This is a genomic window from Brevibacillus sedimenti (assembly GCF_020923495.1).
GTDB lineage: Bacteria > Bacillota > Bacilli > Brevibacillales > Brevibacillaceae > Brevibacillus > Brevibacillus aydinogluensis.
In genome coordinates this window covers 849,439-862,530 of record NZ_CP064048.1, presented here as the reverse complement: position 1 = coordinate 862,530, position 13,092 = coordinate 849,439, and the positions used below count along the sequence as shown (strand labels likewise).

12 protein-coding genes and 1 pseudogene are annotated in these 13,092 nt (G+C 57.5%); all 13 read left to right on the top strand.

Annotated elements, in window-relative coordinates; genetic code table 11:
- Window positions 1-15 precede the first annotated feature (15 nt).
- The 13 genes and pseudogenes from nuoL to IRT44_RS04010 all read left to right on the top strand — a co-directional run bounded on the left by nuoL (window position 16) and on the right by IRT44_RS04010 (window position 13,074).
- Window positions 16-1,932 (top strand): NADH-quinone oxidoreductase subunit L, encoded by a 1,917-nt coding sequence (nuoL, locus tag IRT44_RS04070; RefSeq protein WP_230077504.1) that lies wholly within the window; start codon window positions 16-18, stop codon window positions 1,930-1,932.
- A pseudogene (locus IRT44_RS04065) lies at window positions 1,922-3,456 on the top strand (NuoM family protein). The gene nuoL and the pseudogene IRT44_RS04065 overlap by 11 nt, the downstream one beginning before the upstream one ends.
- A 3-nt stretch (window positions 3,457-3,459) precedes the next feature.
- On the top strand, window positions 3,460-4,986 hold the full coding sequence (gene nuoN, locus IRT44_RS04060) for an NADH-quinone oxidoreductase subunit NuoN (RefSeq protein WP_171564120.1): 1,527 nt from the start codon (window positions 3,460-3,462) through the stop codon (window positions 4,984-4,986).
- Between the two features lie 123 nt (window positions 4,987-5,109).
- The gene (locus IRT44_RS04055) at window positions 5,110-5,340 is read left to right on the top strand and encodes a DUF1146 family protein (RefSeq protein ID WP_171564121.1); all 231 of its coding nucleotides are present in this window, start codon (window positions 5,110-5,112) and stop codon (window positions 5,338-5,340) included.
- A 140-nt stretch (window positions 5,341-5,480) separates the two neighbouring features.
- Window positions 5,481-6,227, top strand: a complete 747-nt coding sequence (locus tag IRT44_RS04050) for a YwmB family TATA-box binding protein (protein ID WP_212132559.1) — start codon at window positions 5,481-5,483, stop codon at window positions 6,225-6,227.
- Between the two features lie 18 nt (window positions 6,228-6,245).
- Window positions 6,246-7,571, top strand: a complete 1,326-nt coding sequence (gene murA, locus IRT44_RS04045) for a UDP-N-acetylglucosamine 1-carboxyvinyltransferase (RefSeq protein WP_171564124.1) — start codon at window positions 6,246-6,248, stop codon at window positions 7,569-7,571.
- A 173-nt stretch (window positions 7,572-7,744) separates the two neighbouring features.
- Window positions 7,745-8,749: a stage II sporulation protein D gene (gene spoIID, locus IRT44_RS04040; protein ID WP_171564126.1), complete on the top strand. Its 1,005-nt coding sequence runs from the start codon at window positions 7,745-7,747 to the stop codon at window positions 8,747-8,749.
- A gap of 94 nt (window positions 8,750-8,843) precedes the next feature.
- Window positions 8,844-9,584, top strand: a complete 741-nt coding sequence (locus tag IRT44_RS04035) for a M23 family metallopeptidase (RefSeq protein ID WP_230077503.1) — start codon at window positions 8,844-8,846, stop codon at window positions 9,582-9,584.
- A gap of 257 nt (window positions 9,585-9,841) precedes the next feature.
- Window positions 9,842-10,126, top strand: coding sequence for a sporulation transcriptional regulator SpoIIID (gene spoIIID, locus IRT44_RS04030; protein WP_003388385.1), 285 nt, complete (start codon window positions 9,842-9,844; stop codon window positions 10,124-10,126).
- A 115-nt stretch (window positions 10,127-10,241) separates the two neighbouring features.
- Window positions 10,242-11,258 carry a rod shape-determining protein gene (locus tag IRT44_RS04025; RefSeq protein ID WP_171564130.1) on the top strand — a complete coding sequence of 339 codons (1,017 nt, stop codon included), beginning with the start codon at window positions 10,242-10,244 and terminating at the stop codon, window positions 11,256-11,258.
- Between the two features lie 6 nt (window positions 11,259-11,264).
- Entirely contained in the window at window positions 11,265-12,236 is a 972-nt protein-coding gene (locus IRT44_RS04020; RefSeq protein ID WP_212132556.1) for a flagellar hook-basal body protein, read from the top strand.
- A 17-nt stretch (window positions 12,237-12,253) separates the two neighbouring features.
- The gene (locus IRT44_RS04015) at window positions 12,254-12,838 is read left to right on the top strand and encodes a flagellar hook-basal body complex protein (protein WP_230077502.1); all 585 of its coding nucleotides are present in this window, start codon (window positions 12,254-12,256) and stop codon (window positions 12,836-12,838) included.
- A complete protein-coding gene (locus IRT44_RS04010; protein ID WP_230077501.1) occupies window positions 12,808-13,074 on the top strand; it encodes a flagellar basal body rod C-terminal domain-containing protein in 267 nt (88 codons plus the stop codon). Before IRT44_RS04015 ends, IRT44_RS04010 begins: the two co-directional genes overlap by 31 nt.
- Window positions 13,075-13,092: the final 18 nt, after the last annotated feature.

The following is a 13,092-nucleotide window of genomic DNA, read 5'->3' as shown; positions in this document are numbered from 1 at the left end:
AAAAGGAGGACAAAGATGGATACCCTGATGCAATACGCGTGGCTGATTCCTCTGTTTCCGCTTCTTGCTTTCATCGTGATCGTCTCGTTTGGCCGTCAGTTGAAAGAAGGAGCTGCCGCCGTCGGTATCCTGTTGACTGCCGTGTCGTTTGGGTTGGCGGCGCTGACGTTTTGGCAGAGGTTTCAGGAGGGAGCGTCCGATTACGCGTTCTCCCTCGACTGGCTGCAGGTGGGCGACATCGTCATCACCATGGGCTTTGAAGTAAACCAACTGAATGCCATGATGCTGGTGATTGTCACGCTGGTCAGCCTGCTCGTGCAAATCTACTCCAAGGGATACATGCACGGAGACGAGCGCTTCCCCGTGTTTTACCAATACCTGGCCTTGTTCACCTTTTCCATGCTGGGTCTGGTGATCTCGCCAAACCTCTTGCAGGTCTACATCTTCTGGGAACTGGTAGGGGTCTGCTCGTTCCTGTTGGTGGGCTACTACTACTTCAAGCCGGAGGCCAAGGCGGCTGCGAAAAAGGCGTTTATCGTCACGCGGATCGGCGACCTGGGCTTGTTCATCGGCATCTGCCTCCTGTTCTGGTGGACCGGCAGTTTTGAGTTCGCGCAAATTTTTGACAGCATCGCGCTCGGCAAACTGGAGCCGTGGATGATTACGCTGGCGGCGATCCTGATCTTCGTCGGCGCAGTCGGCAAATCCGGCCAGTTCCCGCTGCACACCTGGCTGCCGGACGCGATGGAAGGGCCGACGCCGGTGTCCGCCCTGATTCACGCAGCGACGATGGTGGCGGCCGGCGTGTACCTGGTGGCGGTCACGTATCCGCTGTTTGTCGCGTCTGATATCGCACTTAATGTGGTGGCCTACGTCGGTGGGTTTACGGCCATTTTTGCCGCGTCCATCGGCCTGACGCAGCGCGACATCAAACGTGTGCTCGCCTACTCGACGGTCAGCCAGTTGGGCTACATGATGCTGGCGCTCGGAGTGGCCGGAGCGGCCGGCTATGTGGCGGGGACGTTCCACCTGATGACGCACGCGTTTTTCAAGGCGCTGCTGTTCCTCGCGGCCGGCAGTGTTATCCACGCGGTACATACGCAGGACGTGTTTGAGATGGGCGGCCTGTGGAAAAAGATGCCGGTAACCGCGCTGACGTTCTTGATCGGCTGTCTGGCGATTGCGGGGATTTTCCCGTTTGCCGGCTTCTGGTCCAAAGAGGCGATTCTCAGTGCCGTGTACGAGGCGCACCGCTTTGACCTCTTGTGGCTGGCGATCATCGCCGCGTTCTTCACTGCGTTTTACATGTTCCGGCTGTTCTTCCTGACGTTTGCCGGGGAGCCGCGGGGCAGACATGACGGCCACGAATCGCCGGGGGTCATGACCGGTCCGCTGCTGATCCTGGCCGTGCTGGCGATCGGGGCCGGCTTTGTCAATACGCCGTACGCCCCGTATCTGACGGAATGGTTGCTGTCCGGTGAAACGGGCGAGGTCATTACCGCCGCATTCGGCGAGAGAACGGGCCACGCCGCCGCCTGGCTGCAGGTCGTGGCGCTGTTGGTCTCGCTTTTGGGCATTGTGCTGGCCTATCTGATGTACGGCAAGCGCTACATTCCGGCGGACGCCATCCCGGAAACGATGCCGTGGCTGTATCAATTGTCCTACCGCAAATACTTTATTGACGAACTGTATCACCACGTCATTGTCCGTCCGCTCAACTGGCTCGGACTGCTGCTTGATTTGTTCGACCGGTACGTGGTGGACGGTCTTGTGGCCCTGACCGCGAGCATCACCAGAGGCATCGGCTCGCTGCATGCCCGGGCACAAAACGGCCAGGTGCAGTCGTACGGGGCCGTGGTGCTGTTCGGATTGCTGCTGTTGGTTGTCGCGATCAGCCTGACGGCGCAGGGAGGTGGATTCTTTGGTCAATAGTATCCTGCTGAGTTTGATCGTCTTTTCGCCGCTGCTGGCCATCCTGATCCTGGCGTTCGTCCCGCGTCATCAGGGCGGTGTGATCAAACAGATTGGGGTGCTGGGCACGCTGCTGCCGCTGGCGCTGTCCCTGATGTTGTTCGCCGCCTTCAACTACGAGACGGCGGAGCCGCAATTTGTCGAAAGCGTCAAGTGGATTTCCATCCCGATCGGGTTTGCCCAAGGGGGGAAATGTTCACGTTTGACCTGGACTATGAGCTGGGAGTGGACGGCGTCTCCATGCCGCTGATCGTTCTCACGGCGATTGTCGGCACGCTTGCTGCTGTCGCCTCCTGGCAGATCAAAAAACGGCTGAAGGAATACTTCATCCTGTTTCACCTGCTGCTGATCGGCATGCTGGGCGTATTCGCCTCGCAAAACCTGTTTCTGTTCTTTATCTTCTTTGAACTGACGCTGGTGCCGACCTTTTTCCTGATCGGCATCTGGGGCTACGGAGAACGCGAACGGGCGGCCAACAAGTTTTTGCTGTACAACGGGATCGGCTCTGCGGTCATGCTGATCGCCTTCATCGTGCTGTTTGTCTTCCTGCAAACGTTGAACATGGAGAAGATCGCGACGATTTTGGCAGCGGCCGACCATCCGGCTGCCGCTGCGATGACGCCGGCGTTCCGCTTCGGCCTGTTTCTCGCCTTGTTCATCGCGTTTGCGGTCAAACTGCCTGTGTTTCCGTTCCACACCTGGATGTTGAAGGTGCACGTGCAGGCGCCGCCGGCGATTGTGATGATCCACTCCGGTATTCTGCTGAAAATGGGGGCATACGGGCTGTTGCGCATGGGCATCGGCTTTTTCCCCGAACAGGCGTATCAGTTTGCCGGGTGGATGGCGGTGCTGGGGCTGATCAACATTTTGTACGGAGCCGTGCTCGCCTTTGTCCAAAAGGACTTGAAAATGGTGCTGGCCTACTCCAGTATCAGCCACATGGGCATCGTCTTGCTGGGATTTGCCGCGATGAACACGATCGGGTTTCAGGGAGCGATGTTCCAGGTAGTCTCTCACGGCTTCATCTCTGCGCTGCTGTTTTTCCTGATCGGCGTGATCTGGGAACGGACGCAAACGTCGATGATCAGCGAACTGGGCGGCCTGGCCAAATCGATGCCGTTTGTGAGCGGCATCCTGCTGGCGGCGGGGATGGCCTCCCTGGGACTGCCGGGCATGTCCGGCTTCATCAGCGAATTCTTCGCCTTCCTGGGTTTGTTCGGCGACATGCCGGTTCACGCCGCAATCGGCACGCTGGGCATCGTGTTGACGGCCGCCTACCTGCTGCGGGCGATCCTGCGCACGACGTTTGGCCCAACGCCGGAACGGTTGAAGGGGTTGGCCGACGCTCAGCCGATGGAAGTGGTGCCGATGGTGGTGCTGCTCGGCTTCATCATCCTGATCGGGGTCTATCCCGCCGTGCTCGGCAATCCGATGCAGCAGACTCTGAAAACGCTCGTACCCATCGTGACGGGGATAGGAGGGTAATCCATGGACGTAAACACTATCTTCTCGTATGACTGGAGCTACCTTCTGCCCGAATGGATCATTCTCGGCTTTGCCACCGTCCTGACCCTGTTGGATGTGTTTGCCGGAAAACGGTTGAGCAAAACGGTGACAGGCTGGCTGACCCTGGTCGGCGTCGTGCTGGCCGGCGTGTTTGTCTTCGTCAATCTGAACACGCTTGACAAACCCTACAGCTACATGGCAGACATGCTCAGGATTGACGACTACGGCAATGCGTTCAAGCTGCTGTTTTTGGCGGGGGCAGCCTTTACCCTGCTGCTGTCGATTCCCTACATGAAGCAGGGGGAAGTGAAGCACAGCGGCGAATACTACTACCTGCTGCTGACCGGCCTGCTCGGTGCGATGGTGATGGCGTCGTCGGCCGACCTGATCACGCTGTTTGTCGGGCTGGAACTGCTGTCGCTCTCCTCGTACGTGCTGGTCGGACTGCGCAAAACGTCGCTGCATTCCAACGAATCAGCATTCAAGTACGTCGTGTCCGGCGGCATCGCCAGTGCAGTCACGCTGTTCGGGATGTCGTACCTGTACGGTTTGACGGGAACCACCAACATTTACGAGATTTCCTCCCGTCTGGTTCACGCGTCCTTGGCAGGTTACCAGTTCCTCATCTACGCCGCGTTTGCTTTTCTCGCGGTGGGGCTGGCCTTTAAAATTTCCGCTGCGCCCAACCACATGTGGGCACCGGATGTCTACCAAGGAGCGCCAACGCCGGTCACTGCCTTTTTGGCGGTCGTCTCCAAGGCGGCTGGGTTCGCGCTGGTGTTCCGCCTGTTGATGATCGCGTTCTTCCAGGTTCCTGGTGAGGAAGGCCGGTTCTTTTTCCAGGAGGGCAGCCTCTATCTGGCCGTGATGGCGGCAGCGTCGATGATTATCGGGAACACCATGGCGCTGCGCCAGACCAACGTCAAGCGGATGATGGCTTACTCCGGAATCGCTCAGGCGGGGTACCTGCTGGTGCCGTTTGTTCCGCCGACGACCCTGTTCTTTAGTGAAATTGTGTTTTACCTGTTTGCCTACCTGCTCGTCACGTTCGGCGCGTTTGCCGTGATCATGGTCGTCACGCGCGACCAGCAGACCGAAGAATTGAAGGCATTCGCCGGGTTGTACCACCGCTCGCCGCTGCTTGCGGTGGCGATGAGCATCTTCCTGCTGTCGCTGGCAGGGATTCCGATTACTGCCGGGTTCTTCGGCAAGTTCTACCTGTTCATGGGCGCCATCGCGCAGGAAAACTACTGGCTGGCAGCAATCATGATTGCGACCAGTGTGGTATCCTACTACTACTATTTCGGGATCATTCGGCAGATGTACATGCGGTCAGGCACGACCGAAGCGCCGCTGGCGGTGCCAAAGAGCATCGGCGCCCTCGTCCTGGTCCTCGCCGTTGCCACCGTATTCTTCGGTGCGCTTCCGGGTGTCGCCACCGACTATCTGCAGGCCCAGTTCAATCCGTCGTTTAACTTTGGCGACATGCTGCCGCCAGAGTTTCAGTGAAGGACGGGCAAACATCAGGTACAATAAAGGGGACGGCTGTCACGACAGGCCGCCCCTTTTTTTGCACATTCTGTACTTATGGAACAAGGCGGGTTTGCCGATACAGGAGAAGGAGGAAACACCATGCAGCAAGAAATTTACGGAGTTGTCAGCATCATTTTGACTGTGTTTTTCATCGCTTTGAGCTGGTGGGCGCTGCAGGCCATACGCTTCGATCTGTTTCTGAAAAAACCGGACGGCGCGCAGGCCAAGCTGCTGCAGATCCTGCTGTCGCTCGTCATCGGATACGAAGTGGCCCGCTTTTTCCTTGACTATCTGAGCTGGTCGCTGATAATTGGACAAGTATTCTCCTGACCGCATCCACACGCAGGCGATCTGGTTACGCATCGCGGCTAGCGGATGAAGTCTCTCCATGCGCAACTGGTATATCCCTCCAATTTTCCGTGCAAACTAAAAAGTACAAAGAGAAGCGCGTGAAAAGGGAGAGGAAGACGATGGGGAAATGGTCGGGGTGGTGGCTTCTGCTGCTGTTGGCTGCGGCGGTGACGGTTTGGCGGATGCCCGCAGAGGCAAAGCTGGAACGACCGGCAGCGGCGCAGCTGCTCGCCGCAGTGGAAGGCTCCGGAGCAAAAGGTGTATCAATCCAGGTGCGAATGCGCGCCGAATTGGGCCAGGCATCTGGTCCCGCGCAAGTAAAAGCGTTGGCCGAAGCATGGGCACATCGGCTTGACATTCCGGTACCACAAGCCGATCGGACGCGGAAATCCAATCTCCATGTGTACCAAGTCCTGTTTGAACGGCAAGGGGTTCAAGGACAGTTCCAGGTCACAGGGGTCCCTCGGCAGGGGGCCTATGATGTATATCTTGTGCTGTCTCTGACCGGCTCACCTGATACCCTACAATATATAGGGGTGATACAGGACTCTTTCGACAAAGCCCTGACAAAAGCCGACATGATTCCGCAAATTAGCACTTGTGTTCGCGGAATGTACAGTGTTAAACTGAGTGTTGATCAACAGGAGGGTAAAATTTTGGCGATTTTTCGCGCCCTCCACGCGATGGAACTGGAGCGTTTGCGGGACGATACGGTTGTCAGCATCTCCGGGTATACACCGGCATGGAAACCGTTTATCGCGTTAAATGACAAAACGAAGATGAATCTGCAGGTGGCTACTCATCGAGACAGCCAATCTGGAACGTGGATTACCGTAGGTACACCGATAATCACAGCGGAATATTAGCACGCGGAGGGGTACACATTGGATAAAATCATTGTCCGCGGTGGTAAGGCATTGGCCGGGAAGGTCAAGGTTTCCGGCGCCAAGAATGCCGTACTCCCTATTATTGCAGCATCCATTCTGGCAGAATCGGGCACATGCGTCCTTCACGACGTACCCGCTCTGGACGATGTCAGAACCATATGCGACCTCTTGAGATCGTTGGGAATTTCCCTTACATATGATCGTGAAGTGCTGACGATTCAGGCTTCCCGGTTGACGAGTGTGGAAGCCTCCTATGATTTGGTTCGCAAAATGCGTGCGTCCTTCCTGGTGATGGGGCCGCTGCTCGCCCGTCAAGGAAAGGCGCGCGTTGCACTTCCCGGGGGATGTGCGATCGGCACCCGTCCGATCGACCAGCACCTCAAGGGCTTTGAGGCGATGGGCGCCAAAATCGAAATTGGACAAGGCTTTATTGAAGCCAGTGTCGAGGGTCGGCTGAAGGGCGCGAAAATCTACCTGGATATTCCGAGCGTGGGCGCTACGGAAAACATCATGATGGCCGCGGCCCTGGCCGAGGGAACGACCGTGATTGAGAATGCCGCGGAAGAGCCGGAGATTGTGGATCTGGCCAACTTCCTCAACGGCATGGGCGCCAAAATCCGCGGCGCCGGCACCGGATCGATCCGCATCGAAGGCGTGGAATCGCTCAAGGGCTGCACCCACTGTGTCATTCCCGACCGGATCGAAGCCGGAACGTTCATGGTGGCGGCGGCGATTACCGGCGGCGATGTCTTCATCGAAGGCGCAATTTGTGATCACCTGAAATCCGTCACTGCCAAGCTGCGGGAAATGGGAGTGACGGTGGACGAGCAGGAAAACGGCATTCGCGTCCGCCGCAGCGGCCCGATCAAGGCGGTTGACGTTAAAACCTTGCCGTATCCCGGCTTCCCGACAGACATGCAGTCGCAGATGATGGCACTCCTGCTGGTATCGGAAGGCACCAGCATCGTGACGGAAACGGTGTTTGAAAACCGCTTCATGCACGTCGAAGAATTTCGCCGGATGAACGCCAACATCAAGATCGAAGGGCGCAGCGCCATTGTAGAAGGCGGTGTCAAGCTGACCGGCAGCAAGGTCACGGCCACCGACCTGCGGGCTGGAGCAGCTCTGGTGCTGGCCGGCCTGGTGGCGGAAGGCGAGACCGAGGTCTCGGGTCTGCACCACATCGACCGGGGCTACGTCAACTTTACGGAAAAGCTGCGCCAACTGGGCGCCGACGTCGAACGGGTGTCCCCGGAAGCGGAAGTTCGGGAAGCGGCGTCGTCCGAGAAAGTGAAAGTCAGCTTCTCTCCCAATTTTGCTTAATGAATGACTGCAAAAACGAATAGACAAGAGAGACTTCCCTGTGCGGGAAGTCTCTTTTTTTGTGCCATGCAGGCAAATAGGACGTTTCCCGTCTCTCTGACTCTCTCGTTCTAGCTATTGCTGCTTGTACATAGACTGAAATTGTCCAGCACAAATCGGGGAGGAGCTGTCGCATGAAACGTTACCTGATCGTTTGGTTTATCGGTTTGCCGATACTGCTCGTGTTGATGCCTGCCGCACTGGTGACACTGTTTTCTCCCCTGTCAGACGGCGGCACCGACGTGGCAGCCGTCGCACCGCACACTCCGTCGTCAAACCGTCCGAAGATCGAAGTCAAGGTGTACCGCACCAACAAGAAGACAGTGGAGACCGTCCCGCTGGAGACGTATGTCGAAGGCGTAGTCGCGGCGGAAATGCCGGCCGAATTCGAGATCGAGGCGCTCAAGGCGCAGGCCATGGCGGCACGCACCTACATCGTCAGACGGCTGAGTGAAAAGGCGTTCGGCGACGTTCCGGAAGGGGCGCACGTATTGGATACGGTCAAACACCAGGCGTACCTGGACGAGCAGCAGCGCAGGGAGCTGTGGAAGGAGCAGTTTGACTGGAAAAACGGGCGCATTCGGCAGGCGGTGCAGGCCACGGCGGGAGTGGTTCTCACCTATCAGGGGGAACCGATCGACGCCACATTTTTTTCCACCAGCAACGGCTTTACCGAAAACGCCAGCGAGTATTTTGAAAAGCCGGTGCCCTACTTGAAAAGCGTCGCCAGTCCCTGGGACATCCAGTCGCCCAGCTATGAGAAAACACAGGTGATGACCGTGGCCGATCTGGAGCAAAAACTGGGGGTGCGCATCGCGCAGGAGGCGGCTTCCGGGGGCAGCTGGTATCGGATCGTGGAGCGGACCACGGGCAATCGCGTGGGCAAGATCAGCATCGGCGGCAAGGAATTCAGCGGCCGCGAGTTTCGCGAACGGCTGGGGCTCAACTCCTCCGCCTTTACCATGGAACTGCAAGACGGCAAAGTGTACATCACGACCAAAGGGTACGGGCACGGCGTCGGCATGAGTCAGTGGGGCGCCAACGGGATGGCCAAAGCGGGCAAAAACGCGGAGCAGATCGTCAAATACTTTTACCAGGGCATCTCGCTGGAGGACTGCGGCAGCGTCCTGAAAAGCTAGACGGGCCGCTTTGCGCAAATTTTCAAGATTTCCCTCACTCTCAGGTTTATCCGCCAAAAAACTGGCGATACTGAGGGATGAGGTGATGAATACAATGGAAGATCAAAAAAATCAAAATCAACCGATTCCATTTAAAAAGGCTGGCTCCTGGAGAAACATCCTGGGCAAGAAGTGGGCGTTTCCGGCAATCTACATCGGCACCGCAGCAATCATTCTCGCTATTGTGATGTGGTACCAGAGTGGCGTCACCGATACGGAGCCGGGACAAACCGCAAACAACGGCGGCGTAGCAGTCTCGACACCGCAGGACGGCACCGCCATTCCGGCCGATGAATCCAACAGCAAGGACGGCGCGGTACCGGTGGCGGGCAATCCGCAGCAGCTCGCATGGCCGGTCGGCAAAGGCGTGAAGTACGAGCAGGGCATGGGCTTCTTTGACGAACAGGCGTCCAAGGAAGAACAGCAAAAGGCGCTCGTCACGTACAAGGACACCTTTATTCCGCATACCGGGATTGACCTGAAGGCGACCGACGGCAATAGCTTCGATGTCACCGCTGCGTTCGCCGGCAAGGTGACCAAGGTGGAAAACGACCCGCTTGTCGGCTTCAAGGTGGAAATTGAGCACGACGACAAGCTGACCACGGTCTACCAAAGCCTGGAGAACGTTACCGTAAAACCGGGCGACCAGGTCACCCAGGGACAGGTGCTGGGGAAAGCCGGACGCAACGTCTATGAAAAGGACGCCGGCGTTCACCTCCACTTCGAGGTGCATGTGGACGGGGAACCCGTCAATCCGGAGCAGCACCTCGTCAAGCCGGAAGCGGAAAATCAGTAAGTCGACCGCTGACGCAAACGCCCAATCCGGGAGCAAACACAAACACATGCAAAATAACCTGCAGAGACGGGTCTCTGCAGGTTTCTTTTTTCGCCTTTCTTTCATTTTCGCCAAAATAACGTGCGGGCGGCCCGGGTGTACACGCCCTTGAAAAAAGATGCGGAAGTGCCGGCTTGTCAGGCTTGGAAACGTAGAATATGTGTCCGCACCCCCCCATATATTGTAACAGACAATGTTGATACAGGGAGGCGAGTAGCGTGCACGACTACATCAAAGAGCGAACCATAAAGATCGGTCGATACATTGTGGAGACGCGCAATACGGTTCGCATGATCGCCAAAGAGTTCGGTGTTTCCAAAAGCACGGTGCACAAAGACCTGACAGAGCGGCTGCCTGAGATAAATCCGGAATTGGCGAATCAGGTAAAGGAAATTTTGGAGTACCACAAGGCAATCAGACACCTCCGCGGAGGGGAAGCGACCAAGATCAAATACAAACGGAGAAGTAAAAAAGTCCGGGTGGAACAGGAAGAAAGCGTGTAGCAGTACCGGGTTGCGTTGAAAATATTTCCTTCCGGATAGGAAGAATTTCCTTGTCCTCTCACGTGCAACCGCCTATGATAAGTGATAGGAATGAACTGGAACAGGGAGGACTTTCATGTTTAGCAAAGATATCGGAATTGACCTGGGCACGGCCAATGTCTTGATTTTTGCGAAAGGCAAGGGCGTTGTCCTGGATGAACCGTCTGTCGTAGCAATCGAAAATCAGACAAATAAAGTGCTGGCCGTGGGGAACGAGGCGCGCCGCATGGTGGGGCGCACCCCGGGCAACATCGTGGCGATTCGGCCTTTGCGGGACGGCGTGATCGCGGACTTTGAGATCACGGAAGCCATGCTGAAACACTTTTTGGCCAAAATCGGCGGAAAAAGCATGTTTGCTCGCCCGCGCATTTTGATCTGCTGTCCGACCAACATCACCTCGGTGGAGCAGAAAGCCATCCGCGAAGCGGCTGAGCGCAGCGGCGGGGCACGCGAGGTGTTTATCGAGGAAGAGCCGAAAGTGGCGGCGGTTGGAGCGGGCATGGACATCTTTCAACCTTCCGGCAACATGGTGGTGGATATCGGCGGAGGTACGACGGACGTAGCAGTCCTGTCCATGGGGGACATTGTTACGTCTTCCTCCATCAAAGTAGCGGGCGACAAATTTGACCTGGCCATTATGCGGTACATAAAAACCAAATACAAGCTGCTGATCGGGGAGCGTACGGCCGAGGACATCAAGATGCAGATCGGAACGGTTTCCGGCGGGCGCCAGGACGAAATGGACATTCGCGGCAGGGATATGGTGAGCGGGCTACCGCAGACGATTACCATCCGCTCGTACGAAGTCCAGGAAGCCCTGGCCGAGTCGGTTAGTGCGATTGTACAAGCCTCCAAATCCGTTTTGGAACGAACACCTCCGGAGCTTTCTGCCGATATTATTGATAAGGGCGTTTTTCTGACCGGCGGCGGCGCACTGCTGCACGGGATCGACCAACTGCTGGCCGACGAACTGAAGGTGCCTGTGCTGGTGGCGGAAGACCCGATGATGTGCGTGGCCAAAGGGACGGGGATCATGCTGGACTATCTGGACAAGGCGCCCACGTATCGGAAAAAGAAGTTTTTCGGGAGGTAATACCGCGTGATCAGAGGCTTGTATACGGCTGCTGCGGGCATGCTGGCAATGCAGCAGCGTCAGGAAGTGCTGGCCAACAACCTGGCCAACATCAACACACCGGGCTACAAGCAGGACGTAGGCGTCATGCGCGCCTTTCCGGAACAGTTGATCGCGCGCATCCGCGATCAGGAAGGACCAAATATTCAAGGACTGCCCGTCATGAGCGGTCAGCCTGCCGTGATCGGCCGGCTGCATTCCGGCGTCTACATGTCGGAGGCGCTGCCGATTTTCCGCCAGGGCGATATTGCGGAGACGCGCAATCCGTACGATGTCGCATTGTTGGACAACCTGCAGCCGGATCAGGACGGAAATGAGCGTCGGCTGTTTTTTAGCGTGGCCAGACTGGACAACCCCGGACAGGCTGCCCAGCCCGATCAGATCCGCTACACGCGCAACGGCAACTGGAGCGTCAATGCAGACGGCTACCTGGTCACGTCGGACGGCTACTACGTGCTGGATAACCAGAACCGGGCCATCCGGGTGAACGATCCGGCCGATCCGGCAAACAGCGCCGGCCAACAGCTGAAGATCGGTGACGACGGCGCCTTGTACCGTGTGGACGAGGCGGGCAATGCTCTCATGCTGCCCGGCGGCAGTGAGCGGCTTGGCCTGAAAGTGGTGACCAATCCGCTGCAGCTCGTGCGGGAGGGTACCAACATCTACCGCTGGGAAGGCGGCGGACAGCCGGAGGATCTGGTGCAGGCCCTGCAGAATGACCGGACGGCGAGAGCGCTGGGCCAATATACCGATCCGGCGGTGGAAGGGCGTTACGGTTTGAAGCAGGGCTGGCTGGAGCGAGCCAACGTGGACCCTGCCCAGACGATGACCGACATGATGACGGCGCTGCGGGCGTATGAAGCCAATCAGCGCGTGATTACCACAGTGGACGGCACGCTGGAAAAAGCGGCCAATGAAATTGGCCGGGTAAACGGGTAAGATAGGAGGTAGAATGGATGCAGTCACTGAACATCTCGAGCGCGGCGCTGCGCAGCGTCCAGCAGGCATTGGACACGACTGCCAATAACCTGGCCAACATCGATACGGTCGGTTTCAAGCGGCGCACGGCGTCGTTTTCCGAACTGCTGTCCGATTCGCTGAACGAACAGCCGGCTGCGGACAGGCAGCAGCGTTCGACTCCGCCCGGACTGCGCATCGGCAGCGGGGCGCGGATCGGCTTGACCAAACTGGACATGGCTCCGGGCAGCGCCAGGATCACCGATGTCCCCACCGATTTGATGATCGAGGGAGAAGGGTTTTTTCTGGTAAGCCGGCCTCTCTACGACAACAACGGGACGATGGTGGGCGAATCGTACCGCTTTACGCGAAACGGTGCCTTTCAGGTGCGTTTCGAAGCCAAACTGGGCGCGTATGTCCTGCATAATGCAGCGGGAGACCTGCTGACAGACACAGACGGGGTTCCGATTATGATCAACGGCCCTGTACGCAATCTGCAGGTATCCCCGAGGGAGTCGTCACCAACGACGGAACCGCGGTGGGACAGATTGGCGTGTGGAAGGTGCTCAACCCCGATCAATTGACACAGGTTGGGGAAAATGAATACGACGCCGAGCTTGCGTCCGGCATGACGCCGTACTCCAAGTATGAGCTGTCTGCCGCCAAGATCCGTCAGGGAGCGCTGGAAGCTTCCAACGTCAATCTGCAGGAAGAGATGTCCCAGTTGGTCAACGTTCAGCGGGCCTACCAGCTCAACGCCCGTGCGATTGCGATTGCCGATCAGATGATGGGTATCGCCAACTCCCTGCGCAGCCGCTAATTCACTCGGAATGTCGGA

What these genes read in the sequence shown, in the direction of transcription:
- nuoN (WP_171564120.1), top strand. Translation starts at nt 3,460, where the DNA reads ATGGACGTAAACACTATCTTCTCGTATGACTGGAGCTACCTTCTGCCC.
- spoIID (WP_171564126.1), top strand. Translation starts at nt 7,745, where the DNA reads ATGAAACGTTACCTGATCGTTTGGTTTATCGGTTTGCCGATACTGCTC.
- IRT44_RS04050 (WP_212132559.1), top strand. Translation starts at nt 5,481, where the DNA reads ATGGGGAAATGGTCGGGGTGGTGGCTTCTGCTGCTGTTGGCTGCGGCG.
- IRT44_RS04025 (WP_171564130.1), top strand. Translation starts at nt 10,242, where the DNA reads ATGTTTAGCAAAGATATCGGAATTGACCTGGGCACGGCCAATGTCTTG.
- nuoL (WP_230077504.1), top strand. Translation starts at nt 16, where the DNA reads ATGGATACCCTGATGCAATACGCGTGGCTGATTCCTCTGTTTCCGCTT.
- IRT44_RS04055 (WP_171564121.1), top strand. Translation starts at nt 5,110, where the DNA reads ATGCAGCAAGAAATTTACGGAGTTGTCAGCATCATTTTGACTGTGTTT.
- IRT44_RS04035 (WP_230077503.1), top strand. Translation starts at nt 8,844, where the DNA reads ATGGAAGATCAAAAAAATCAAAATCAACCGATTCCATTTAAAAAGGCT.
- IRT44_RS04015 (WP_230077502.1), top strand. Translation starts at nt 12,254, where the DNA reads ATGCAGTCACTGAACATCTCGAGCGCGGCGCTGCGCAGCGTCCAGCAG.